Source organism: Agrobacterium vitis (genome assembly GCF_013337045.2).
GTDB lineage: Bacteria > Pseudomonadota > Alphaproteobacteria > Rhizobiales > Rhizobiaceae > Allorhizobium > Allorhizobium vitis_B.
This window is the reverse complement of the sequence record NZ_CP118259.1, coordinates 2,723,592-2,749,879: the sequence shown is the minus strand read 5'-3', so window position 1 is coordinate 2,749,879 and position 26,288 is coordinate 2,723,592. Positions and strand designations below refer to the sequence as shown.

General features: G+C 59.2%; 16 protein-coding genes and 1 tRNA gene. 1 reads left to right on the top strand and 16 read right to left on the bottom strand.

All coding sequences use genetic code 11. From position 1 onward, the window contains the following. From G6L01_RS13225 to cpdR1, 16 genes are all read right to left on the bottom strand, one after another. A complete protein-coding gene (locus tag G6L01_RS13225; protein ID WP_070166839.1) occupies positions 1–489 on the bottom strand; it encodes a MaoC family dehydratase in 489 nt (162 codons plus the stop codon). 303 nt (positions 490–792) lie between these two features. After that, entirely contained in the window at positions 793–2,742 is a 1,950-nt protein-coding gene (glgX, locus tag G6L01_RS13220) for a glycogen debranching protein GlgX (protein ID WP_070166837.1), read from the bottom strand. Positions 2,743–2,756: 14 nt separating this feature from the next. Further along, positions 2,757–4,385, bottom strand: coding sequence for an alpha-D-glucose phosphate-specific phosphoglucomutase (locus G6L01_RS13215; RefSeq protein ID WP_070166835.1), 1,629 nt, complete (start codon positions 4,383–4,385; stop codon positions 2,757–2,759). 7 nt (positions 4,386–4,392) lie between these two features. Next, entirely contained in the window at positions 4,393–5,829 is a 1,437-nt protein-coding gene (gene glgA, locus G6L01_RS13210) for a glycogen synthase GlgA (protein ID WP_070166833.1), read from the bottom strand. Then, a complete protein-coding gene (glgC, locus tag G6L01_RS13205; RefSeq protein WP_070166829.1) occupies positions 5,826–7,100 on the bottom strand; it encodes a glucose-1-phosphate adenylyltransferase in 1,275 nt (424 codons plus the stop codon). The genes glgA and glgC overlap by 4 nt, the downstream gene beginning before the upstream one ends. A 138-nt stretch (positions 7,101–7,238) precedes the next feature. Then, a complete protein-coding gene (glgB, locus tag G6L01_RS13200) occupies positions 7,239–9,488 on the bottom strand; it encodes a 1,4-alpha-glucan branching protein GlgB (protein ID WP_070166828.1) in 2,250 nt (749 codons plus the stop codon). Beyond that, the gene (locus tag G6L01_RS13195; RefSeq protein ID WP_070166826.1) at positions 9,488–11,956 is read right to left on the bottom strand and encodes a glycogen/starch/alpha-glucan phosphorylase; all 2,469 of its coding nucleotides are present in this window, start codon (positions 11,954–11,956) and stop codon (positions 9,488–9,490) included. Before G6L01_RS13195 ends, glgB begins: the two co-directional genes overlap by 1 nt. 314 nt (positions 11,957–12,270) lie before the next feature. Continuing rightward, positions 12,271–12,483, bottom strand: a complete 213-nt coding sequence (locus G6L01_RS13190; protein ID WP_070166823.1) for a hypothetical protein — start codon at positions 12,481–12,483, stop codon at positions 12,271–12,273. A 92-nt stretch (positions 12,484–12,575) separates the two neighbouring features. After that, positions 12,576–13,856: a pilus assembly protein gene (locus G6L01_RS13185; RefSeq protein ID WP_174109508.1), complete on the bottom strand. Its 1,281-nt coding sequence runs from the start codon at positions 13,854–13,856 to the stop codon at positions 12,576–12,578. A 210-nt stretch (positions 13,857–14,066) separates the two neighbouring features. After that, the gene (locus tag G6L01_RS13180) at positions 14,067–14,945 is read right to left on the bottom strand and encodes a transglutaminase family protein (RefSeq protein WP_070166821.1); all 879 of its coding nucleotides are present in this window, start codon (positions 14,943–14,945) and stop codon (positions 14,067–14,069) included. Between the two features lie 14 nt (positions 14,946–14,959). Next, positions 14,960–17,350 carry a circularly permuted type 2 ATP-grasp protein gene (locus G6L01_RS13175; RefSeq protein ID WP_139190370.1) on the bottom strand — a complete coding sequence of 797 codons (2,391 nt, stop codon included), beginning with the start codon at positions 17,348–17,350 and terminating at the stop codon, positions 14,960–14,962. A 260-nt stretch (positions 17,351–17,610) separates the two neighbouring features. Then, the gene (locus tag G6L01_RS13170; RefSeq protein WP_070166818.1) at positions 17,611–20,961 is read right to left on the bottom strand and encodes a transglutaminase family protein; all 3,351 of its coding nucleotides are present in this window, start codon (positions 20,959–20,961) and stop codon (positions 17,611–17,613) included. A gap of 272 nt (positions 20,962–21,233) precedes the next feature. After that, positions 21,234–22,661 (bottom strand): mannose-1-phosphate guanylyltransferase/mannose-6-phosphate isomerase, encoded by a 1,428-nt coding sequence (locus G6L01_RS13165; protein WP_070166999.1) that lies wholly within the window; start codon positions 22,659–22,661, stop codon positions 21,234–21,236. 272 nt (positions 22,662–22,933) lie between these two features. Beyond that, on the bottom strand, positions 22,934–24,076 hold the full coding sequence (locus G6L01_RS13160) for a mechanosensitive ion channel family protein (protein ID WP_070166816.1): 1,143 nt from the start codon (positions 24,074–24,076) through the stop codon (positions 22,934–22,936). A 179-nt stretch (positions 24,077–24,255) separates the two neighbouring features. Next, a tRNA-Val gene (locus G6L01_RS13155) sits at positions 24,256–24,330 on the bottom strand. 264 nt (positions 24,331–24,594) lie between these two features. Then, positions 24,595–24,960, bottom strand: coding sequence for a response regulator CpdR1 (gene cpdR1, locus G6L01_RS13150; RefSeq protein ID WP_015917105.1), 366 nt, complete (start codon positions 24,958–24,960; stop codon positions 24,595–24,597). 299 nt (positions 24,961–25,259) lie between these two features. On the opposite strand from cpdR1, the gene G6L01_RS13145 reads away from it, so the two are divergent. Beyond that, on the top strand, positions 25,260–26,156 hold the full coding sequence (locus G6L01_RS13145) for an N-formylglutamate amidohydrolase (protein ID WP_070166814.1): 897 nt from the start codon (positions 25,260–25,262) through the stop codon (positions 26,154–26,156). The last annotated feature ends 132 nt before the right edge of the window (positions 26,157–26,288 follow it).

The following is a 26,288-nucleotide window of genomic DNA, read 5'->3' as shown; positions in this document are numbered from 1 at the left end:
TCAAACCCCTTCTGGCCTGTCCTCGGGGTCGAACTGGATGATGGTCTGCCAGATGGCGGTGAGTGCCGGTTTGCGCTCCTCCTCGATCTCGACACTGACATCATAGGTGGTCATCAGCATGCCGGCGCCGCGAAACCGGGCGCCAGCCAACACGAAACGGCCGCGCACCCGCTTTCCCGAGCGGACCGGTGCCATCAGCCGGATTTTCTCAAAGCCGTAATTGATCCCCATGGTCTGCTCGCGGATCACTGGCAGGCAATCGTAATTCATCGCCGATAGCAGTGAGATCGTCAGAAACCCATGAGCAATGGTGCCGCCATAGGGGGTTTCCGCCTTGGCGCGTTCAGGATCGGTATGGATGAACTGGTGATCGCCGGTGGCGGTGGCGAAGGCATTGATCATGGTTTGATCGACGGTGATCCATTTGGATATGCCCAGTTCCTCCCCGACCATGGCGGGGACGTCTGCGAGAGAAATTTGACGCTGCATACTCTACTCTCGTTGGGTTGGGGCTCTGGTGGGTGTTCAGATCAAAAAGAACCCTATCGCCATTTGTAGCGGCTGAAAATCATGCACTCGATAATTGTTTGAAACCATGTCCTGAATGCTCAGAATCGAGCGAAAAGAATGAGAAATTCGTTAATTCAGGTATGCTGGGGAAAGGTTTAAAGACGGTTTCTATAAAAATCATTCAATGAATGTAGGCGCTTATCATGTCGTTTCTACGTCCGGTTCCCGTGGAAACCCTGAGGCCCGGCATTGGTGGTCAAGGCACACCTGCTGTTGGCGGTTTCAACCCTCGACCAGAAACGTCACATGGTGTGGTTCCATTACCAGTTCTGAAACAGCTGCATCCGAAAAAACCTCCCGCCATCCCCCGTCCGTTGAGGCGGGTAGATTGATGGCACAGGCTTCACCTCGGTTGATCAGGATTGCCAGCCGCGTGTCGTGTCCTGTGCTTCGGTCCGGTGTGGCCACCAGCAGTCCCAGAAAGCGGGCCTGTGGATTTTGCCAGGTCTCGACACTCATCGGCAGGCCGGATGCATCGATCCAGCTGACATCGCCATTGCCGGTGAAAAAAGTCGGATCAGTGAGGGCCGGAAATCGCCTGCGCAGGGCGGCCAACCGTCCGGTATGGGCGACGAGATCGGCATCGAGCACTGCCCAATCCAGCCAGGTGATGGCATTGTCCTGGCAATAGGCATTGTTGTTACCGCGCTGACTGCGACCGCCTTCGTCGCCAGCCGTCAGCATCACCCAGCCTTTCGAGGCAAACAGCGTGGAGAGCAGAGCGATACAATCACGCTTGCGCGCGGCAAGGATATCAGTGTCGTTGGTCTCTCCCTCCGTGCCATTGTTCCAGCTGTGATTGTCACTATGGCCGTCTCTGTTATCCTCGCCATTCGCCTCATTGTGCTTATGGGCATAGGACACCAGATCGTGCAGCGTGAAACCATCATGGGCGGCGATTAAATTAACGCTGCGGGTGTGGGTGTTGCCGTTGCGCGAGAACATATCCGATGAGCCCGCCAGCACCGTCGCCATCTCGCCGGTTAGCCCGTCATCGCCGCGCCAGAAGCGGCGCATGGTGTCGCGGGCGCGGTCGTTCCATTCCAGAAACGGTGATGGGAAATTGCCGAGCTGATAGCCGCCGGGACCGATATCCCAAGGCTCGGCAATCATCACCCGGTCCTTCAAAATCGGGTCCTGGAGCATGGCGGTCAGCGTTTCGCCTTGCGCCTCAAAGCCTGTCGCGGTCCGGCCTAGCACCGGGGCGAGATCGAAACGAAATCCGTCGATGCCCGCCGCCAGGACGAAATGGCGCAAAGTGTCGAGGATCAACTGGCGCACCACCGGTCTGTCGCAGGCAATCGTATTGCCGCAGCCGGTATCGTTGACCAGCACGCCCGGCTGGTCTGGCAGGTGCCGGTAATAGCTCCTGTTGTCAAGGCCGCGCATCGACAGCGTCGCGCCGAACCGGTCGCTTTCGCCGGAATGGTTGAAGACCAGGTCGAGGATGACGCCGATGCCATTCTCATGCAGGCATTCTACCGTGCGGCGCAATTCCATCACCCCACCGGGGCAAAGCCGCGGGTCGAGCGCCATCAGGGCAATCGGGTTATAGCCCCAACTGTTGGAAAGGCCGAGTGGCGGCAGGTGCCGTTCATCGATCCAGGCGGTGATCGGCAGAAGCTCCACCGCATCGACGCCAATGGCTTGTAGATGGGCAATGACGGACGGATGGGCAAGGGCCGCGACCGTGCCGCGCAGGTTTTCCGGCACGTCAGGATGCAGCATGGTGAAGCCACGCACTGGCAATTCATAGATAAAGCCGCCATCTGGCAGGCGAGGCGGCTCCAGCACAGCATGTCCGGGCGCGGTCAGTATGGCCCTGGGCGCCAGATCGGCGGTATCCTCGCCAAAGAGGGTGAGGCGCGGATCGTGACGAAAGGGACGGTCGATTTCCAGCGCGTAGGGATCGACCAACAGCTTGGCTGGATCAAACCACAGGCCTTGGTCGGGATCATAAGGCCCATGGGCGCGGTAGCCGTATCGTGCTCCGGCGACCAGTCCCTCGACGGTCAGCCGGTGCAGATCGTCTTCGCCGCGCTGCATCGGCAGGCGGCGAAGCTCGATGTTTCCGGTCTCATCGAACAGGCACAGTTCCAGACGCTCGGCATCACGGGAATAGACCGCGAATTCCGCGCCTGTTACTGTCAGACGAGCGCCAGCACCTGTCATAGGGCCATCCGCGATCAGGTGATCACGGTCGGGGCATCGCGGCCGGTGCGGGCCTTGATACCGGCCAGTTCCTCGGCAGCAATAATCAGGTCCGCGAGTGCCTCCTGGGTTTCGATGCCGTGATTGGAGGAGTTTGGCTCATAGCGCTCGATATAGACGCGCAAAGTTGCGCCCGACGTGCCGGTGCCGGATAGGCGGAAGACCACCCGTGAGCCACCCTCGAACATCACCCTGATGCCCTGTTTCTTGCTTTCGGAATGGTCGACCGGATCGTGATAGGCGAAGTCATCGGCCTTTTCGACCTTCAGTTCGCCGATCATGGTGCCGGGCAGGGTGGGGAGCTTGGCGCGCAATGCATCCATCAACCCGTTTGCCGCATCCGAATCCACTTCCTCATAATCATGGCGGGAGTAGAAATTGCGGCCATAGGAGGCCCAATGCTGGCGCACGATGTCCTGAACGCTTTCGCCGCGGCTGGCCAGCACGTTCAGCCAGAGCAGCACGGCCCAGAGCCCGTCTTTTTCGCGCACATGGCTGGAGCCGGTTCCAGCACTTTCCTCGCCGCAGATCGTCACCTTGCCGGCGTCGAGCAGATTGCCGAAGAATTTCCAGCCGGTCGGGGTCTCGTACATGCCGATCTTCAGCCGTTCGGCCACGCGGTCGGCTGCGGCACTGGTCGGCATGGAGCGGGCAATACCGGCAATGCCGCCGGAATAGCCGGGCGCCAGATTGGCATTGGCGGCCAGAATCGCCAGACTGTCTGAGGGCGTGACGAAAATGCCCTTGCCGATGATCAGGTTGCGGTCGCCGTCGCCGTCGGAGGCTGCGCCGAAATCAGGCGCATCCGGCCCCATCATCTCGTCATAAAGCTCCTTGGCATGAACGAGGTTCGGGTCGGGATGATGGCCGCCAAAATCCGGCAGCGGAACGAAATTGCGCACGGTGCCATCAGGAGCGCCGAGGCGATTTTCGAGAATTTCCTTGGCATAGGGACCGGTGACCGCGCTCATCGCGTCGAACACCATGCGGAAGCCGAGGCTGAACAGATTGCGTATACCGGCAAAATCGAACAATGTCTCCATCAGCGCGGCATAATCGGCAACCGGGTCGAGGACCTCGACAGTCATTTCGCCGAGATCGAACGAGCCGATCCGGTCGAGATTGATGTCGGCTGCCTCAACCGTCTTATAGGCGGTGATGGTCTTGGTATTGGTGTAGATCGCGTCGGTGATCTTTTCGGGCGCTGGCCCACCATTGCCGATATTGTATTTGATGCCGAAATCTTCGGTCGGGCCGCCGGGATTGTGGCTGGCTGACAGCACGATGCCGCCAAAGGCCTTGTATTTGCGGATGATGTGGGAGGCCGCCGGTGTCGACAGGATACCACCCTGGCCGACCAGCACCCGGCCAAAGCCGTTGGCCGCTGCCATCTTGATGGCTTTCTGGATGACTTCACGGTTGTAAAACCGGCCATCGCCACCGATCACCAGCGTCTTGCCTTTGAAATCTTCAAGCGAATCGAAAATCGACTGGATGAAGTTTTCGGCGTAATGCTCCTGCTGGAATTGGGGCACCTTCTTGCGCAGACCCGACGTGCCGGGTTTCTGGTCCGAATAGGGTTTGGTTGGAACCGTAATAATCATGCGTGTTTCAGCCTTTTCCGAGGAGGCGGTTATAAACATCGACGTAGCGCTGGGCGCTTGCTGTCCAGGATACGTCTGCTTTCATGCCCTGCTTCTGGATCTGATACCATAGTTTCTTGTCGTCGAAGAGGCGGATCGCCCGGCGTACCGCCTGTCGCAACCCTGCCACCGTGACCGGGGCGAACTGTATGCCGGTGGCAGCCTTTGCCGCAAGTGCCGCCGCATTGGCGTCGATGACCGTGTCATTCAAACCACCGGTGCGGCTCACCACCGGAACACAGCCGTAGCGCAGGCCGTAAAGCTGGGTCAAGCCGCAAGGTTCGAATCTTGACGGAATGAGGATGGCATCGGCACCCGCCTGCATCAGATGCGACAGCGGTTCGTTATAACCCATCACCATGCCGATCCGACCCGGATGACGGTGGGCGGCCGCCTGCAAAGCCTCTTCCAGGGCCGGATCACCGGAGCCGAGAATGACCAGCTTGCCGCCGGCTGCGACCAGATCGTCGGCGACCTCGGCCAGCACATCCATGCCTTTTTGCCAGGTGAGACGGGAAATTACACAGAAAATCGGTGCCGCATCGTCATCAAGGCCGAAATGCCGGGTGAGTGCTTCGCGATTGGCGACCCGCTTGCGCAGGGTAGCAGTGCTGTAAGACGAGGCTAACAGTCCGTCATCATCGGGGTTCCAGACGGCGGTATCGATGCCGTTGACGATGCCGAACAGGTCATTGGCACGGCTGGCGATCAGCCCTTCCATGCCCATGCCGAAATGCGGATCGAGAATTTCCTCGGCATAAGACGGGCTGACCGTGCTGATGGCGTGGGCCGTGGCAATGCCGCCTTTCAGAAAAGCCAGCGTGCCGTAATATTCGAGCGCTTCCCACAATGCATGCTCTGGCAGACCGAGAGCCGGAAGGATGTCAGCTGAAAATTGCCCCTGAAAGGCGATGTTGTGAATGGTGATGAGGCTTGGAATTTCCGGCTTCTCATCGTAGCGCATATAAACCGGCACCAGGGCGGCCTGCCAATCGTGCACATGCACGAGATCCGGTCGCCAATCATCGAGTGCGCCTTGGGCAATACGGGCGCCTGCCAGCGACAGCGCCGCAAACCGTTTCCAGTTGTCGCCATAGTCGCGGCCATTGCTATCCACATAGGGGCCGCCTGGACGGTTAAACAGCGCTGGCGCATCGAGGATCAGCAGGTCCAGGCCCTCATGCCGGGCCGAAAGTACGGTTGCCGTCTCGCCCAGAAGGTCAGGCATATGCAGGAGCACATCCGTGTTAACAAGCTTGGCGAGAACTGCCGGATAGCCAGGCAGCAGGGTTCTGGTTTTTATGCCCAAGGGTTCGAGCGCCAGGGGCAGGGCGCCCGCCACATCGGCGAGACCGCCGGTCTTGATCAGCGGATAGACTTCCGATGCAACGGACAGGATGTTCATGTGCCTGATTGCTCCAGCTTGTCCAGCATAGCCTGGGTGATCAGGCAAATGCCGTTTTCACTGCGGCGGAAGCGCTTGGCGTCAATTTCCGGGTCTTCACCGACAATCAGGCCTTCGGGAATGGTGACGCCATGATCGATCACCACATTGGTCAAGCGGGCATGACGGCCAATAGTGACCTTGGGCAGAATGACGGCGCCTTCCAGCCTTGAATAGGAATTGGCGCGAACACCGGTAAACAGCAGGCTGCGATAGAGCGTCGAGCCGGATATGATGCAATCGCCCGAGACCAGAGAGGAAATCGCCGAACCGCGACGGCCTTCATCGTCATGGACGAATTTTGCCGGCGGATTGATTTCGGCATAGGTCCAGATCGGCCAGGATTTATCGTAGATATCCAGTTCCGGCAGGATGTCGGTCAGGTCGACATTGGCCTGCCAATAGGCATCGATGGTGCCGACATCGCGCCAATACGGGGTCTTTTCGAAATCCGAGCGCACGCAGGAGGAGGCAAAGCGATGCGCCACGGCTTTGCCGTGTTCGACGATATAGGGAATGATGTCCTTGCCGAAATCCCGGCTGGAATTGGGGTCGGCGGCGTCGCGGCGCAGGCAATCCATCAGGAATTTGGTGTGGAACACGTAGATGCCCATCGAGGCGAGCGCCATGGTTTCGTTGCCGGGAATGCCCGGTGGATCGGCGGGCTTTTCGACGAAGGCAATGATCTGGTCCTTGTCGTCGACATGCATGACACCGAACGCCGAGGCTTCCATGCGTGGCACTTCCATGCAGCCAATGGTGACATCGGCACCACTGTCGACATGTTGCTGGAGCATGAATTCATAGTCCATCTTATAGACGTGGTCGCCCGCCAGGATCACCATATATTCCGGGCCATAAGGCTCGATAATGTCGATATTCTGGAAAACGGCATCCGCCGTGCCCTCATACCATTGCGTTTCGGAAACGCGCTGGCTGGCTGGCAGGATGTCGAAACTTTCATTGCGCTCGGGCCGCAGGAAATCCCAGCCACGCTGCATGTGGCGGATCAGCGAATGGGCCTTGTACTGGGTGGCGACGCCAATGCGGCGAATGCCTGAGTTCAGCGCATTCGACAGGGCGAAATCAATGATCCGAGCCTTGCCGCCGAAATAGACGGCGGGTTTTGCCCGCCGGTCGGTCAGTTCCTTAAGGCGGCTGCCGCGTCCGCCGGCCAGCACATAGGCCATGGCATCACGGGCCAGCGGCTGAATTCTCTTTGTCGGCGTCATGCAATCTCCTCCCGCATGTCTCAAATACGTGTTCGTCCGAGAGCATCGTACAGAAAACCGGAATCTGCACGATGCTCTCAGTTTTTGTTTACGCATCGGATTTATCCGAAAACCGGTTCCCACTTTTCGGTCCGATGCTTACTGTTCCAACTCCAGCATAATCACTGCCAGCGGCGGCAGTGACAGCGTTGCGTGCGCCCATGGCGCCTTGTCGGAGGTGGTTGCTGCATCCAGTACGGCCTCCAATCGGCCGCCATTGCCCTTGCCGCTGCCGCCATAGATCTCGGCATCGGTATTGAGAATTTCCCGCCACCGCCCGCCTACCGGCAGCGGCACGTCGTAACGCTGGTAATAGACCGGCGTCAGATTGGCGATAATAGCCACCGGCTTTTCACCGGGGGCCTTGCGCAGCCAGGCAAACACCGATTGATCAGCATCCTCGCTGATCAGCCATTCGAAGCCTTCGCCCTCGCAGTCGCGGGCATGCAGCGCTGGCTTGTTGCGATAGGTAAAGTTCAGATCACGCACCAGGCGGCGCATGCCCTCATGCAGCGGATATTGCAGCAGGTTCCAGTCCAGCGACCGTTCCTCGCTCCATTCGCTCCACTGGGCAAATTCCTGGCCCATGAACAGCAGTTTCTTGCCGGGATAGCCCCACATGAAGCCGTAATAGGCGCGAAGATTGGCAAATTTCTGCCAGTCGTCGCCGGGCATTTTGGCAATCATCGAGCCTTTGCCATGCACCACTTCATCGTGGGAAATCGGCAGCATGAAATTTTCGCTATAGGCATAGATCAGCCCGAAGGTGATTTCATGATGGTGGTGCTTGCGATGCACGGGGTCGCGGGCAAAATAGCTTAAAGTGTCATGCATGAAGCCCATGTTCCACTTGAAGCCGAAGCCGAGACCGCCTTCGTGGACCGGCTGGGACACTTTCGGCCAGGAGGTGCTTTCCTCGGCAATGGTCATCACCTGTGGATGGGCGCCGTAGAGATGCTCGTTCATCTTTTGCAGAAAGCGCACCGCCTCCAGGTTTTCCCGCCCGCCATATTCATTGGGGATCCACTCGCCTTCCTTGCGGGAATAGTCGAGATAGAGCATCGAGGCGACCGCATCGACCCGCACGCCATCCAGGTGGAATTTTTCCGCCCAGTAGAGCGCATTGTTGACCAGATAGGACAGAACCTCGATCCGCCCGTAATTGTAGATCGCGGTGTTCCAGTCGGGGTGGAAGCCCTTGCGCGGGTCTTCATGCTCGTAAAGAGCAGTGCCGTCGAAAAAACGCAACCCGTGAGCATCGGTCGGGAAATGGGCCGGAACCCAGTCGAGAATGACGCTGAGGCCAACCTTGTGACAGCCGTTGACGAAGCGGGCAAAGCCCTCCGGCTCGCCGAAGCGCGCACTTGGCGCATAAAGCCCCGTCGTCTGGTAGCCCCAGGACGGGTCATAGGGATGTTCGGTGATGGGCAGGAATTCGATATGGGTAAAGCCCATTTCGGTGCAATAGGGGATCAGCCGTTCCGCCAGCTCGTCCCAGCTGAGAAAGGTGCCGTCAGGCCGCTTCTGCCAGGAACCGGCATGAACCTCGTAGACCGAGATCGGCTGACGGCGCTTGTCGATGCTGCCCCAATGGGCCAGATGCGCCGCATCCTCCCAATCCTGGGAAAGCTCGGCTGCGGTGACGGAAGCGGTTTGTGGGCGGAACTCGCTGCGGCGGGCGAAAGGATCTGCCTTCAGCGGCAAAAGCTCGCCATTGACGCCAATGATCTCGTATTTATAGGCCGAACCGGGCCGGACATCGGGGGCGAAAATCTCCCAGATGCCGGTATCGCGGCGCAATCGCATCACATGGCGGCGGCCATCCCATTCATTGAAATCGCCGACCACCGAGACCCGTCTTGCATTCGGCGCCCAAACGGCAAAATGAAAGCCATCGACGCCCTGATGCTTGATCGGATGAGCGCCCATCTTGTCGAACAGCCGCAGATGCGACCCTTCGCGCAAAAAGTAATCGTCCATCGGCCCGAGAACAGGCCCGAAACTATAGGGATCGGTCAGCGACCATTCCACATCGCCCCGGCAGGCGCGGTAGCGCAGCGGCTGCTGGGTCTTGATCGCCACCGGACCGGCGAAAAAGCCAGCTGGGTCAAGACAGGCAAGCTCTCCGGCAAGGCTGCCGTCAAGTGTGAGCGCGGTAATGCTGTCGGCACCCGGCACGAAACAGCGGGCAATAAAACAATCCGCACCGGCGTGAACGCCGAGCACCGAAAACGGATCGGTGTGCAGGCCCGCGACGATGGCTTCGATCTCGGCAGAAGAAAGGCGGTCAGCGGAGGGCGGATTTCCGCTCTCGGCTGATGCCTGCGTCTGCCTGGTTGTTTTCTTCATCAGGCTCTCCAGATGTCGGCCGTATACTGTCTGATCGTCCGGTCGGAGGAGAACCAACCCATGCGGGCCGTATTCAGAATGGCTTTGGATTGCCAGAGGGGCTGGTCGGTCCAGACCGCGTCCACCTGACGTTGGGCTGTGGCATAGGCATCGAAATCGGCAGCCACCATGAACCAATCATGGTTATAGAGCCCATCCACCAGGCTGGAGAACCGGTCCCGATCGTCAGGCGAGAACACGCCGGACGCAATGGCGGCCAGCGCCTGTGACAGTTCGCGCGACCGTTCGATGATCGGGCGCGGGGTGTGCCCTTCGGCACGCACCTTGCCGACCTCTTCCGCAGTCATTCCAAAGATAAAGATATTGTCTTCTCCGACGTGATCGCGCATTTCCACATTGGCCCCATCAAGGGTGCCGATGGTCAGCGCACCGTTTAACGCGAACTTCATGTTCCCGGTTCCGGATGCTTCCATGCCCGCAGTCGAAATTTGTTCGGAGAGATCGGCAGCCGGCACCATGACCTCGGCCAGCGACACATTGTAATTGGGAATGAACACCACTTTAAGCAGGCCGCGCACCGAGGGGTCGTTGTTGATGACCCGTGCCACGTCATTGGCCAGTTTGATGATCAGCTTGGCATTGTGATAGCTCGGTGCGGCCTTGCCAGCGAACAGCTTGACGCGGGGCGCCCAGTCTCGTTCCGGATGCGAGCGGATCTGGTCGTAGAGCGCCACGGTCTCGATGATGTTCAAGAGCTGGCGCTTGTATTCGTGGATGCGCTTGATCTGGATGTCGAACATCGCCGAGGGATCGAGCCGGATGCCCATGCGGCTGGCGACCAGATTGGCCAGCTGCTCCTTGTTGGCCCGCTTGACGGCGGCAAATTTCTGCTGGAAGGCGCTGTCCTTGGCAAAGGCATCCAGCGCGGTCAGCTTTTCGGCGTCGTCAAGGAAGTCGTCGCCGATCGCTTCGCGGATCAGCGAGGTCAGGCCGGGATTGCACTGCATCAGCCAGCGGCGCGGTGTGATGCCATTGGTCTTGTTGTTGATCCGGTCCGGGTAGAGCTTGTGCAGGGTGGCGAACACCGTTTCCTTCATCAGCTCGGTATGCAGGGCCGAGACGCCGTTGATCGAATGGGAGCCCATGAAGGCCAGATTGCCCATCCGCACCCGGCGGTCGCCGCTTTCATCGATCAGCGACAGGCTGGTGATTTCCACGTCGGTGAAATTCTTCTGCTTGCGCGCTTCCACCAGGCATTTGGCATTGATCGCGTAGACCAGCTGCATGTGGCGCGGCAACAGCCGCTCGAACAGCGGCACCGGCCAGCTTTCCAGCGCTTCGGGCAAAAGCGTGTGGTTGGTATAGGAGAAGGTTTCGCGGGTCACGTCCCAGGCGGTATCGAAATCCATGCCATGGACATCGGTCAATTGCCGCATCAGTTCAGCGACAGAGACGGCAGGATGGGTGTCGTTCAGCTGGATCGCCACCTTTTTCGGCAGGTCGATCAGCGCATTGCCGTGCTGGAGATGACGCCGAACGATGTCCTGAAGCGAGGCCGAGCAGAAGAAATATTCCTGCCGCAACCGCAGTTCCTGGCCAGCCGCAGTGGCATCAGCGGGATACAGCACCCGGGTCAGGCTTTCGGCCCGATTGCTTTCGCGCAACGCACCAATATGGTCGCCAGCATTGAAGGCGTCGAGCAGGATCGGGTCAATCGGCTGGGCCGACCACAGACGCAATGTATTGATGCGTTCGCCGCGCCAGCCGACGATGGGCGTGTCATAGGCGGTGGCAATCACCCGCTCGCTCGGCTTCCAGACATGGCGGATCTCCTCGCCGCTGGTGCCGTTGGAGGCGGTCTCGACGCCGCCGCCAAAGCCGACTTCATAGGAGCTTTCGCGCCGCTCGAATTCCCAGGGGTTGCCGTGGGCCAGCCACGTCTCCGGTAGTTCCACCTGCCAGCCATCGGCCATCTGCTGGCGAAACAGGCCGTGGACGTAGCGGATACCGTAGCCATAGGCCGGGATATTCACCGTCGCCATGCTTTCCATGAAACAGGCGGCCAGACGGCCAAGCCCGCCATTGCCCAAGGCCGCATCGGGCTCCAGGCCCGCAATGACGCCAAGATCGACGCCGAGCGATTCCAGCGCCGCCTTGATTTCCTCGACCAGGCCGAGATTGGTCATCGCATCGCGCATCAACCGGCCAATCAGAAACTCCAGCGACAGATAATAGACCCGCTTGGCATTGGTGGCATAGGTCTGGCGGGTGGATTCCATCCACTTGTCGATGATGCGGTCGCGCACCACCAGAATGGTGGCGGTCAGCCAGTCATGAGGCTTGGCAACCTTCGCGTCCTTGCCGATACCATAGGTCAGCCGCTCGATGATTTCGGCGGCAAGCGTTTCCGGATTGGAGACGCGGGGCTTTGGAAGAGGGAGGTCGGCCTTTGGATGAGTTTCATTCATGACTTCGCCACATGGTGAGGAGGAAAGGGCAGGGCGCGAGACCGATGGTCATGCGGTTTGCCAACCACCGGCACATACAGTGTATGCATCCTTGGCGAATAGTTGCAACAACGTATTTTTTGAAGAGCAGTCGTCGCTTCGTGTTTTTATGGCTCAGTTAAGCCCCGGATTATTCTTGGGATTATTGGTGCGTCCGCACTTTGTGCCGATACTTCGCCCTCTGCGCCACCACCAAAGCTTAGAGGGCCTGCAATTATCGCGAGATATTGGGATGGGCCGCAAGGATGCGGCCAGCCCGCAAGCTATTTTCCCTGCTACTTGTCGGCCATGGACGGCAGAAAGTCCTCGACCTGTTTGCGCTCGCCCGCTTCCAGCACCTCGATATGTTCCGCCCAGAATTTGGCGGCTTCCGCCGGTTCGCCTTCCCATTTGCGGGTATCGGTAATGTTGTCATCCATCTTCAGTTTCCGGGTGCCGCCCAGTTCCAGATAGCGCTTTGCCAGTTTCACCGACGGTGTATCTTCCATGGTTCTCTCCTTGCGTTTCAAGGAGGCTAAAGGCTGGCCAGAGGCGGAAAGTTCCAGACATCTTGGCCTGGCTTGGTTTTGACCTGCCAAAATCAATTCATCAGGCGGGTCGAGGTGGAGGTCGCTTTCTTGCCGATTTCCCCGAAGGCGGCGACAAGGCTTGCCGCATCGGTGGCCTCATAATAGTGCGAGGCATCGCTGGCGCAGGCACTGAGCAGCGACTTGCCATTGGTCGGCGCCATGAAGGCAACCGTATAGATCTGGATGCCATCGGCCTTGATGGTTGTGCATTGGCTGCGCACGGCGGTGTCGATGCTGGAGTTCCAGCTGCTGCTATTGCCGGTCATTTCCCCGTCCGTCATGAAGACGATGTAACGGCCAATCTTGCTGACACTCGAGACATTATGAGCGTTAATCTCTGTCTTGTTGGATGTTTGCAGCGCGCTATAGGCCGCACTCAGTGCGCCCCTGGCATCGGTGCCGCCGGTAGCGCTCAACGCATTGACATAGGTGACCACATTGGCGGTTCCCCAACTCATCGCCTGGGCAGTATCGGCACTGGCATTGTAGGAATCGGCGCCGGTGCGCACATATTCACTGTTTGGATCGGCCTTGCTGAGCTGTGAGGCCAGATCCGCGACGGCCAGCTTCAGCGACTCGATCTTCGTGTATTTTTTCGTGCAGCTATAGCTCGTCGTCGTGGTTTTCTTGTTGCGGCCAGAGCCAGACGTGGTGGTTGTGGTGCAGGTCCCCGTGTAGGTCGTCGTCGTTTCGTCGTTCATCGAACCTGATCGGTCGAGCACCAGATACATCGAAAGCGGGCTCTCGGAGGCCGTGGTCGCGGCCTGAGCCTTGCCATAGGCTTTCAGCGTCACGGTCTCCCATCCCAGAACCCTCGAAAGCGCATTCATGGTGATGGTATAGCTACCTGTCAGTTCTACGTCATAGGAGGTCGATGAGCTGTTGACCTGGGTGGTCTTGACGGAAATATCCGGTTCCGGCTGTGTGATCTGGTCCACCGAACTGGTGTTCTCGTCTCTGGCCATGGTATTGGCCAGCTGCGAGGAAAGGAAGCTCTTGGCAAGGGCAATGGCGTCGGCCTCGCTCATGCCGTTGCTCATTGCCGAGGCGGCAGCAAGGGCTGCTGCATCCACCGAGTTTTGCAGGGCGCTTCTCGATTGCACCGTCTCCGTTGCATCCATCGCGAGACCTGCCACGCCGATGGAAACCGGCAGGAGAACCGCCGTCATCATGCCGAAATTGCCGCCGGTATGGCGCAGCAGGGGAATTGCCAAAGCGGCGGATCGCCGTGCTTTCGAGGCGAGCAAACGACAGGCACGCAAACGAGGGCTAAGCGCCGAAATGACCATCATGTCCATCCGTGACGTTGATCCGGCACTTGTCATCTCTTCAACGAAACGAAAGCACCGGTCGTGTTTCCTGCAACAGGACCGTGGCTTGACGATCCGCATCGCTGCTGATGGATTGATAGGACACACTGCTTGCAACTGGCTTAATGGGGTTGCTCAAATGCAACCTATTCCTGAAATAGTGCGGTCGAAACGGCGGTTATACTCGCCTCGTCAGCCAATCGGAATGAGGTCCACCGCCTGGACGGTCGTGTGGCTGCCATAGCCTTTCAGCATGCCGATGACAGGGGCGACATCGGAATAGTCTCGGCCATAGGCGACGACGACATGGTCGGTGCCGGCGGCGATATTATTGGTCGGGTCAAGCTCGACCCAGCCGACGGTCTTGCCGCACCAGACCCTGACCCAGGCATGCATGGCGTCGGCGCCGGCCAGCCGTTCCTTGCCCGGTGGCGGAATGGTGCGCAGGAAGCCGCTGACATAGCCCGAGGGAATGCCGAGGCTGCGCAATGCCACGATCATGATATGGGAAAAATCCTGGCAGACCCCCTTTTTCAGCGCGAAGGCCTGTTTCGGGGTGGTATCGACAGTGGTGGCCTTGGGGTCGTATTTGAAATCCTTGTGGATGCGGGCGCAAAGCTGTTCGGCAATCTGGCGCACCGTCATGCCGGGCTTCACGACGGAGCGGGCGTAGGCGGCAATATCGGGGTTTTCAGGCAGCCGTGGGCTCGATCCGGTGAAATGATGCGGGGAGGCTGGCTCCAGCGACCAATATTCGAAAAGCTCGACGGCAAGCCGTTCGGGCAGTGGCGAAAAATCCGCGGTGAATGGCTGGCTATCCACCTGGATACGGGCCTGAAGGCGAATATCCAGTTTGTCATGGGAAGAGCGATAGGCGAAAGTCGTGGTGGGATGCGCGAAAAAATCGGCAAAGCCGGTACGCTCATCCGGCTGCGGCTCGATGGAAATCGAACCGGCAATCAGCCTTTGCCGCTCCGGCAGCGAGATCGGCATGATGCGCAGGATGTGGCGTCCGCCAGCCGCCGCCACGTCGTAATCATAGCCCATGTGCAGTGTCAGATCGTATAGCATCGATAGGTCTCTGCTCATCCGAGATAGGTTTGCGCCAGAAGATCAGACAGCAATTCCAGTTCTTTTTCCAGATGATTGTAGATCTCAGGCGTCATCATTTCCGGCGTCATCACCGCCACGCTCGAATGCAGCCGCACGGTTTCCCGCAGGAAGCGCGACATCTGGCCGTTGACCTTGGCATTGGGCAATTGCTCCACTTCGTTGTGGATCTCGTTGAGCTGGAACAGGATGGAGCGCGGGTTGAGCGGGTCGAGCGCCAGAAGATCGGTCACGGTCAGGTGGGCGGTGTTGACATTATAGCGCCGCCGATGGGTCATGACATTGTCACCGATCTCCAGCAGCATGTCGAGCGCGCCGTCTGGTGCGTCCTGCCCCGCCATATGGCCGAGCAACCGGGTCATGTGCATGCCCCGCTCCAGATAGCGGCCGATGGCGAGGAAGCGCCAGCCGGTGAAGCGATACATGTTTTCATGCACCAGACCGGCAAAACCCGCCAGCTTGCGCAGCAGGATGGTCATGGCATGCGAGGCGTCGTCGCCCGGCTTGATCTTTTCATGGAAGCGGCGTGCGGTCTTGGCGAGATCATTCAGCGCCAGCCAGCCATCCGGCGAGAACCGGTCGCGGATATTGCTGGCCGAATAGACGGCGCTGTTGATATTGCCGAGCAGGCTTTCCGGCACGCCCTGGTCGGTATTGATGTCCAGCGCTTCCAAATATTCGCTGACAAAGGCCAGAAGCGGCTGTTTGGGATCGGCTGTTTCGGCAAAGCGGGCATTCCAGGCGCGCAGAATTCTAAGCGCGCCTTCGGCCCGTTCGATATAGCGGCCAAGCCAGAACAGGTTGTCGGCGGCGCGGCTGGGCAGGCTGCCCGGCATGTTGCGGGTAAATTGTTCTTCGGCTGGCAGCAGCGTGATCCGCTCGACCGGCTTTTCGGAAACGATCCACACATCGGCGGCAGACCCGCCAGCCTGCATGGCCATCGCCGCCACATCGCTGCCGCTGCCGATCCGCCCGAACCCGCCCGGCATGATCTGCCAGCCGTCCCTGGTGCGGGCCGCAAATACCCGCAGGCTCATCGGTCTCGGCTGTAGCCTGCCATCGACCATGGCGGGAGTGGTCGACAGCGTCACGGCTTCCTGGCCGACCAGCTTGGCACCGTCGGTTTCCAGCCAGCTGGCAATCGATTGTTGGGCGGTTTCCCGCAGGGTTGCGCCCAGGACCGATTGCCTGTTGTCATCGAAAAACGGCTGGCGCGAATAGGCCGGGCCGATCACCATTTTCTCGATATTGCGGGCCACATGGTCGCGTTCCTGTTTTTGCCCGCACCACCAGGTGGCAATCGAGGGCAGCAACAGGTCCTCGCCAAGCATATGGCGACAGATGGTCGGCAGAAAAGCCATCAAGGCCCGGGTTTCGAGAATGCCGGAACCGAGCGCATTGACGAAGGTAACTGCCTGATTGCGCAGTGCCTGGACCACGCCCGGCGTGCCGATATGGCTGAGCTGGTTCAGTTCCAGCGGATCGGCAAAGGCCGCATCCAGACGGCGCCACAGCACCCCGATCGGTTTCAGCCCGGCCACGGTGCGCACCATCACCTTGCCGTTGACCACAGTCAGATCCTCGCCCTCCAGCAGCATGATGCCGAGATAGCGGGCAATATAGGCATGTTCGAAATAGGTTTCATTGGCCGGGCCGGGGGACAGCACGGCGATCCGGTCATCAGGGCTTTGCTTGTGGCCTTGAAGCGCATCACGAAATGCCCCGAAGAACGAGGCAAGCCGGTGGACATGGGTTTCGGCATAGATATCGGAAAATGCCCGCGCCGTGGCTACCCGGTTTTCCAGCGCAAATCCGGCGCCGGAGGGGGCCTGCGTGCGGTCGGCCAGCACCCACCAGGCGCCATCTGGCCCGCGGCCGATCTCGAAGGAACAGAAATGCAGGTAATGGCCGCCCGCAGGCTTTACCCCGACCAGCGGCCGCAGAAATTCACCATTGGCGGCAATCAGTGCGGGCGGAATGAAGCCTTCCTGCACCAGCCTGTTATCGCTGTAGATATCGGCGACAACCTGTTCCAGCAATTCGGCCCGCTGCACCAGCCCGCGCGCCAGAACCTGCCATTCGGCATCGGCGATCAGCACCGGAATATGGGAGAACGGCCAGGCCCGCTCGGTGGGACCGGCAGACCCATAGGCGCGGTAGAAGACCCCGGCATCGCGCAGATAGCGGTCGGCACGGGCAAAGCGCTCGTGTAATTGCTCTTCATCCATGCCGTTGATGGCGGCGACGAAATTCTGCCAGACCGGACGGATGTTGCCATCCCGGTCCAGCATTTCATCGGCAGCACCGGGCAAGGCCCGGTAGCCATCGGCAAATGCCGCTCCGGGGTCCTTCTCCAGCCTGTCCATCTCAATGGCCGTACGCTTGGTCATCTCTATTCCTGCCGAAGCATGTCATTCTCGCAAAACGGTTTCACATATTTACCGGAACGACATAGCTTCTTGTTGACGCATGTCGTCTCCGTAAAACTGCTAGGCATTCTTACGGGACATGCTTTCTTGCTCAAGCATGTCGTCTTCGTAAAACCGTTTCACACTTTTACGCGACATGCTTTCTTGCCGAAGCATGTCGTCTCCGTAAAACCGCTACACACTTTTACGCGACATGCTTAAATCCCCTGTGGTCGCCGCAAATCCAATGTGTGCGGAAATTCCGGCGAGACGGTTTCCGGCCACAGCGAATAAGAACCGGCTGTATGGCCCCAGGGTTCGAACCGCGCAAGTCGCCGGGCCTCCGCTTCATTGCCATTCACAGGGAAAGTATCATAACTACGACCACCGGGATGCGCGACATGATACACACAACCGCCAATCGACCGCCCTGTCCATATATCATAAACGTCGAATGTTAGCGGTGTGTTTACAGGCAGGACCGGATGCAGGCCCGATGCCGGTTGCCAGGCCTTGTAGCGGACCCCGGCAACGGCAACGCCATTGGTGCCACTTTTCTTCAGGGGCAGGCGGCGGCCATTGCAGGCAACGGTGTACCGGTCGGGATTGGCGGTCTCCAGCTTGACCTGCAAACGCTCGACCGAACTATCGACATAGCGCACCGTGCCGCCGATGGCACCTTCCTCGCCCATCACATGCCAGGGCTCCAGCGCCTGACGCAGCTCCAGTTTGCTGTCTTGGTATTCCACTTGTCCGACGAAGGGGAAGCGGAATTCGAGCTGTGCCGCAAACCATTCCGGCTTGAAATCGAAGCCGTGTTCGCGCAGGTCGGCCAGAACTTCGAGGAAATCCTGCCAGAGATAATGCGGCAGCATGAAGCGGTCATGCAATGCCGTACCCCAGCGCACGAAATTTCCGCCAACAGGGTTTTTCCAGAACCGCGCGATCAGCGCCCGCACCAGCAATTGCTGGGCCAGCGACATGCGGGCATTCGGCGGCATTTCAAAGCCACGGAATTCAACCAGACCCAGCCGCCCCGTTGGACCGTCAGGCGAAAACAGCTTGTCGATGCAGATTTCCGAGCGATGGGTGTTGCCGGTGACATCGGTCAGCAGGTTGCGAAACAGCCGGTCGACTAGCCAGGGCAAAGGCGGGGCCGCGCCACTGTCAGGCATGGGGATCTGGGCCAGGGCGATTTCCAGCTCATAGAGCGTATCATGGCGGGCCTCGTCAAAGCGCGGCGCCTGGCTGGTCGGGCCAATGAACATGCCCGAGAACATATAGGACAAAGCCGGATGGCGCTGCCAATGCAGGACCAGGCTTTTCAGCAGATCCGGGCGGCGCAGAAAGGGGCTGTCGCCGGGATTGGCGCCGCCGACCACCACATGGTTGCCACCGCCGGTGCCGGTATGGCGGCCATCGATCATGAACTTGTCGGCGCCAAGCCGGGTCTGGCGGGCCTCTTCATAGATGATATCGGTGGTGGCCACGCAATCCTGCCAGCTATCGGCGGGGTGGATATTCACCTCGATAACCCCAGGATCGGGCGCGACGCGGATGACATTGATGCGCTCGTCCTGTGGTGGCGCATAGCCTTCGATGTGGATCGGCAGGCCGAGATTGCGCGCTGCGGTCTCGGCGGCGGCAACCAGTTCCAGATAGTCCTCGATCCGCTCCACCGGCGGCATGAACACGCAGAGCCGGCCATCGCGTGGCTCGACGCTCATGGCGGTGCGCACCGCGCCGGTGATATCCCCAGCCGATCCGGCAATATTCTGTTCGTTGCGGTCCTGCTGGCTGTCGCTGGTCTTGCGCGATGCTTCCGACAGCGCCCGGCCTTCGCGGGTATCCGGTCCGAAATCCGGCAGGGGCGTGCGCGGAATGGACGGGTCAGCCGTGTGGATATAGGGATATTGCGAGGGCGGCACATAGGGCAGGGTGCCGAGCGGCATGCGAAAGCCGACGGGACTGTCGCCTGGAATGAGGAAGATCTTGCCGCGCCGGGTGCGCCATTTCTCGCTGATCCAGCGCCTCCCGCTGGCCTTGGCGTTCCAGGCCTGGACCGGCAGGATATAGCCGGTCGGGATCGTCAAACCGCGCTCAAACACCTTGGCGATGCGGGCGCGTTCTTCCGGGCTTTCCAGCTTGGAATTGGATGGATCGACATTTTCCGGCAGGCTACCTTCCTTGATGATCCAGGCTGCGGGATCTTCATAGGCCGGCAGGATCATGTCAGGCTCGATCTCCAGCTCGGTGGCAATGCTGGCCATCAGCGCTTCGGCCTGCTCATGGCCCACATTGGTATCGGCCTCTTCGGTGGCAATCAGATCAGGATTATGCCAGATCGGCTTGCCGTCCTTGCGCCAGTAGAGCGAGAAGGTCCAGCGCGGCAGGCTTTCCCCCGGATACCATTTGCCCTGGCCGTAATGCAGGAAGCCGCCGGGCGCAAAGCGGGTGCGCAGCTTGCGGATCAACTGATCGGCCAGTGCCCGCTTGGTCGGGCCAACCGCATCGGTATTCCATTCCGCCGATTGGAAATCGTCGATCGACACGAAGGTCGGCTCGCCGCCCATGGTCAGGCGCACGTCATGGGCCTTCAGGTCGCCATCGACCTTCAGGCCAAGCGCGTTCAGCGCTTCCCAGCTTTCATCGGAAAATGGCTTGGTGATGCGCGGATGCTCGGCAACCCGTGTCACCTTCATGTCGAAATCGAAATCGAAATCGGTCTTGGCTTGCCCGAAATAGCCGCCGGAAATCGGGGCGGCGTTTTTGTAATGCGGCGTGGCGGCCAGCGGAATATGGCTTTCGCCGGTCATCAGGCCGGAGGTCGGGTCCAGGCCGATCCAGCCAGCGCCGGGAATATAGGCTTCCGCCCAGGCATGCAGGTCGGTGAAATCCACCTTGGTGCCGGATGGGCCATCCAGCGCTTCCAGATCCGGTTTCAGCTGGATCAGGTAGCCGGAGACGAAGCGGGCGGCAAAGCCCAGATGCCGCAGAATCTGCACCAGCAGCCAGCTGGTATCGCGGCAGGAGCCGCGCGCCGAGGTCAGCGTTTCATCCGGTGTCTGTACGCCCGGCTCCAGGCGGATCACATAGCCGATTTCGCTTTGCAGGCGGGCATTGAGCCCGACGATCATATCGACCGTGCCTTGGCCCGGCGTCATGTCCAGGGTCTTGAGATAGGCGTCGAGGGCGGGGCTGTCCGGCTCTGGTTTCTTGTAGATCGCCAGATCCTCGCGGATATCCTCCGGGTATTCGAAGGGCCAGGTGACGGCCTCTTCCTCCGTGAAGAAATCGAAGGGATTGTAGATGCTCATATCGGCGGTGAGATCGACCTCGATCTTAAACTCGGTGACCGGATCGGGAAACACGAAACGGGCCAGATAATTGCCGTAGGGGTCCTGCTGGAGATTGACGAAGTGGTTTTCGGGGGTGACCTTGAGGGAGTGGCTCAGAACCTTGGTTCTGGAATGGGCCGCCGGTTTCAGGCGAATGATCTGCGGCCCCAGGCGGATCGGCGTGTCATATTTATAATGGGTGAGATGATAAATGCTTGCCTTGATCGCCATGAAACCCCTCGTCCGTGGTCCGGACCTAATGCCATTCTGATTGTGCCTGATCTTGTGCAATGCACAGAAATAAAGCAAGTCAGCTTCTTGGGAATTTGGTAGGCAGTGTTTTGAGAGGCCGCAAACCGTCGCCCGAGCCACGGTTGTTGGCATCTTTGCTTAAAGATGACTCCAGAGCCTCATCCTCGGGCTTGTCCCGAGGATTTGTCTTCAGCAGAGGAATGTTCGACGGTAGGGCGAGCGGCCTAGCGTGTCTAACCTCGTTAAACCCCTCAGGTCCGCCCGAACTCATCGACCAGCCGGACGATATCGTCCTCACCCAGATAGGAGCCGGTCTGGATTTCGATCATTTCCAGCATTATCTTGCCGGGATTGCCGAGCCGATGCACCGCGCCCTGGGGAATATAGATCGACTGGTTTTCGTAAAGCATCGTCACCTTTTCGTTGATCGTCACTTCGGCGGTGCCGCGCACGCAGATCCAGTGTTCGGACCGATGGAAGTGCTTTTGCAGCGACAATTTCTTTTCGGGATGGACGAACAACCGCTTCACCTGGAACCGGTCGCCATTGAGGATCGAGGTATAGCCGCCCCAGGGCCGCAGTGATGTCGGGTGGGTCTCGGTGAGGTTCGCCGTCTTCTTGTTGCCGGCCAGAAGCTTGACCAGATTGCCGACTTCCTGGGCCTGGTCGAGCCTGCCGACAAACACGGCGTCCTCGCTGGCAATCACCGCCACGCCGTCCATGCCCTGTACGGCCAGATGGCTGTTGCGGGAGATCACCAGTGAATTGCGGGTGTTGTGGACGGTGGCATTGCCCTTGACGACATTGCCATCGGCATCGGCTTCGCCGATCTTCCACACCGCGTCCCAGCTGCCGAGATCCGACCATTGGATGGCGGAGGGGACGACGGCAGCATTGGCGGTTTTTTCCATCACCGCATAATCGAGGGAAATCGACGGTGCTGCGGTAAAGGCCTCGGTATTGAGCCGGATGAAATCGATATCCTTGGTGGCCTTGGCAACGGCCTCTGTCGCGGCTGCCATCACCTCTGGCGCGTAGCGTTCCAGTTCGTCGATGATATCTGTCGCGCAAAACAGGAACATGCCGGAGTTCCAGTAGTAATTTCCGGCATCGATCAGAGCTTGCGCCTTTTGCGCATCCGGTTTTTCCACGAAACGGCTGACGGCATGGGCGCCGTTACCGAGATCGGCACCCAGTTCGATATAGCCATAGCCGGTGGCAGGCTCCGTCGGGTTAATGCCGAAAGTGACGAGCTTGCCGCGTCGTGCGGCGGTGGCCGCAGCGGTGATTGAGGCGAGATAGACGGCATCGACGGTGATGGCGTGGTCGGACGCCAGCACGAGCAGGGCTGCATCAGGCCCGAACCGGTCCGCGACGACGCGGGCGGCGACGGCAATGGCGGCGGCTGTGTTGCGCGCCACCGGCTCCAGCAGAATGCCCGACAGCGCCACGCCCTGTTCTCGCGCCTGTTCAGCGACCAGGAAGCGAAACTCCTCATTGGTCACCACCAAAGGTGCTTCATAGACACTGGTGTCGCTGACGCGCTGCAATGTGGACTGAAAAAGCGTTTCCTCGCCCACCACTTTCAGGAACTGCTTGGCGGCGGTGGCCCGTGACAGTGGCCACAACCTTGTGCCTTTGCCGCCTGCCATGATGACGGGGACGATTTTATCGGTCATTCTCGGTCCTTTCTGCAGAAAGCGCGCGGCCGCGATCCGGAAGGATCTGGTGGCGAAAGGCATGAAAGCGCTCCGGCCTCATAGCGGGTCTGGCGTGAAGGGGTTGTTGCATTTTTCTGCAAAACATCCAAGCGCTTCAATGGCGGCGATTGCAGAATTCCTTAAATTGGACGGGGATTGCGATCTCGATCAGGCCGGGAGTGAAAAATCGGCTTGAAAGGCCCGTTACCGCGGACAACGCTCATTCCCGTTGGCTATCGGTCGCCCAGATGTCAGGCGTCGATTTTCTGAGGCCGAGCGGTGGCGCCGGGCTGCATTGGTGGAAACGACCCATCCTTCAACATCTCTGGCTTTTCCTGGTGAATGCGCAGGCGCGGCAAGGCATCGGGATAGTCCTTCTGGATGAAGTCCATCAGTTTTTCGCGCACATAGCAGCGCAGGTCGAAAGCCTTTCCGGCGCTGGCGGCGGACATAAGAATGCGGATTTCCATCACCTGATCCTTCAGGTCGGTGACGGCGAGGTTGAAGACATTTCCATCCCACAACGGCGCTGACCTGACGATATCCTCGGTTTTTCGGCGCAAGGTGGAGACCGGAACGGAATAGTCCATGTAGAGCATGACCGTGCCGATCAATGCCGCCCCTTCGCGGGTCCAGTTCTGGAAAGGTTTTTCGATGAAATAATTGAGCGGCAGGACCAGTCTTCGCCAATCCCAGAGCTTCACCACCACATAGGTGGCGGTTATTTCCTCGACATGGCCGAACTCCCCCTCGACAATCAGCGCGTCATCGATGCGGATTGGCTGGGTGATGGCCAATTGCAGCCCGGCAAACAGATTTTTCAGCATCGGCTGCAAGGCTAGACCAAGAACAATACCCGCGACACCCGCCGAGGCCAGTAGGCTGACACCATATTGGCGCACCGCCGGAAAAGACATCAGAACAGCTGCCGCCGTAAGGGCGACGATGCCGGTGGCGGCCACCCTTTCCATGATTCGGGATTGGGTAACGTGTTTGCGGGCCAGCAGATTGTCTTCGGCATCAAGCTTGAAGCGGCGAAGATAAACGGTGACCCAGATATGCAGGGCGGTGCGGGTCATCCATCCGACAACGATGACGAAGCACAGCAGCAGAGCATGGCGCATGATGTTGGCTGCCGCATCGCTCAAAGGTGCGACAGTGACACCGATGGAGAGCGTCCAGGTCAGGATGGCGAGCCGCAAGGGTCGTCGGGTGCGCTGCACCAGTGAGCGCCAGAAGAGATCCCGGTTTTCCGTCAGCCGTGTCAGGATGCGGAAGCCAAAGCGCTGAATTAACATGCCCGCCAGAAAAGCAAGAAGCAGGACACAAAGCGAAACAGCCCAATCCGGCATCCATGCGATGGCATGTTGCAATGTTTCAAAAATAGTCTGCATCCAAACCCATCTAGGGTGCAATGCGGTATAGAAAATAGGGAAAGGGCAAAAAAATGCCCGGGAACGGCTCTTACAGACCAGCGCGGCGATGGCGAGCGAGGCATTAGGCGACGATGAACCGGCCTAGGGTCTTGATATGAACCAGGCTTGTCAACGCTATAAAAGGGAGGAAAATCGGATGGTGGGCGTGACAGGGATTGAACCTGTGACCCCTACGATGTCAACGTAGTGCTCTCCCGCTGAGCTACACGCCCATCCGATGGCGGGGGTAAACCATGAAACCGCCGGTTCCGTCAATAGCTATTGCGCGGTTTGGATCAAGAATTCGGCAAGCGGTTGTATCCGCTAGCTTTTTCGGGTTTATGCGTAAGCGCTTCACTGTCGTGATCTTCCATGCGCCAGGGCTTGGCGCATGCATCATTTACCGAGCCGCTTGCGATGCGACGCATGATGGTCGCAAATCGCTGCCGATTGGAGGAGTCCAATCTGGGTGGCTTAGGTCTTGGAACCAGGCGGTCTCAGGCGGCGGTCAGCAGCTTGTTGACCTCGTCTACCAGGTCGCGCAGGTGGAAGGGCTTGGACAGGACCTTGGCATCCTTGGGAGCCTTGGAATCGGCGTTCAGCGCTACGGCGGCAAAGCCGGTGATGAACATCACCTTCAGGTCCGGGTCGAGTTCGGTGGCGCGGCGGGCCAGCTCGATGCCGTCCATTTCCGGCATGACGATGTCGGTCAGGAGCAGCGAGAAGGGTTCTTCCCGAAGCCTGTCATAGGCGCTGGCGCCATTGTCATAGGAGGATACTTTGTATCCGGCCTTTTCCAGGGCTTTCACCAGGAAGCGGCGCATGTCGTTGTCATCTTCGGCAAGAAGTATTTTCTGAGTCATTGCTGGACCGTTACTCAACTGGGATCATGGTGTTAAGCTTTCCCAGATATTCCAGCCCGTGTAAACAGCAGGTGAAGACGGGAAAGCCGGGTGTGATTTTTCGCCACTACAGCGACCTGTCGGCGTCTTTGGCGGCGCAGACAGGTCGCTGTAGCACATTATAACTGCTGCATAAGTGCTGCATGATTCTCTTATCATGCCGTATCCGGCTTCAAGATTAATGCAGTATGGACTTCGCGGTGGGCAACTGGCAACATATGTTTCATTATGAATTGCTGATTTGGTAAAGAAGGGGTGAGATGCAGCCGGAACGCGACGATTTCGAGCTGTTTGACGTGCGCGAACCCGAACAGCATAGCATTCCCTTTGTTTACAATTCCCCTCATAGCGGCAGAGATTATCCACAGGAGTTTCTCGCTCGTTCGCGCCTGGACAGGCTTTCCATCCGCCGTTCCGAAGATCACTTCGTCGATGAGCTGTTTGCGGCGGCACCCGACCATGGCGCGCCCTTGCTCTACGCGAAATTTCCACGCGCCTATATCGATGTCAATCGTGAGCCCTACGAGCTCGATCCGAAGATGTTTTCCGGCGCCCTGCCGCCTTACGTCAATGCCCATTCGGTGCGTGTTGCCGGAGGTCTCGGCACGATTGCGCGGATTGTGGCCGAAAATATGGAAATCTACCGGGAGCGGTTGAGCGTGGAGGAGGGGATTGCCCGGATCGAAACGATCTACAAGCCCTATCACGCCTGCCTGCGCCGGTTGATTGCCCGCACCCATGCCCATTTCGGGGCGGCGATTCTGATCGATTGCCATTCGATGCCGGGCAATATCCGGTTGAGCGGTAGCGCCATTCGTCCGGATTTCATCATTGGCGACCGATATGGCACCAGTGCTTCGGCTGAACTGACCCATGCGGCCATGCAGGTGCTCAGCGATTTCGGATTTACGGCGGTGCGCAACAAACCCTATGCCGGTGGCTTCATCACCGAACATTACGGGCGTCCCGCCAGAGGCCTGCATGCTCTGCAGATCGAAATCAACCGGGCGCTGTATGTTGACGAGGCCACGTTGGAAAAACGTCCGGACTTCGCCTTGCTTGCAGCCACGCTGTCGCGGTTCATTGGCCAGATGGCGGAGCTTTCCAAAGGCATTGCCACGCCCGGCCTTGGAGATGGCGCGCTCGCTGCCGAATAGAGCATTGTTCTGAAAAGTGGAAGCCGGCTGAAAAGTTGAAGCCGGTTCTGGACCCTGCGATGCGTGGCGCGATAGGGCAAAAAAAACCGCGCTCGAGGCGCGGCAAGTCTAGGGAGGAAACACCCAAGGAGG